Genomic DNA, 292 nt, shown 5'->3' with positions numbered 1-292 from the left:
GAGCCCCTGTCGCCGGTCACCGGTAAGACCGAGAGCTATTAGGGCGGATAGCCGAGAGTGTTATTCCTCGGATGTATCTCTCGGCGCCGCCCAGCTTGTGTAGCCCAGGTCCATAACCCGGGCGACTTCCTCATCGGGTATCGCCGATAGATCGCCCAGTTCCAGCGGGTCATAGTGGAAGGCGTACAGTCGAGACGTGAATTCGGCCACGGGCAGGGAAGCTTCACCGCGAAACTCGCCATTGCCGTGGGTTGAGCAGGTAATGCCCTGGCCCCAGTTCTGGCCGCTGTCG

The 292-nt window shown here is 61.3% G+C and carries 1 pseudogene; it reads right to left on the bottom strand.

From position 1 onward, the window contains the following. Nucleotides 1–60: 60 nt before the first annotated feature. Nucleotides 61–292 (bottom strand): annotated as a pseudogene (locus tag B2W52_RS01795) (hypothetical protein); the annotation flags it as partial.

This window comes from Marinobacter sp. UBA2498 (genome assembly GCF_002341575.1).
Lineage (GTDB): Bacteria > Pseudomonadota > Gammaproteobacteria > Pseudomonadales > Oleiphilaceae > Marinobacter > Marinobacter manganoxydans.
This window is presented reverse-complemented; position numbering and strand designations above follow the sequence as displayed.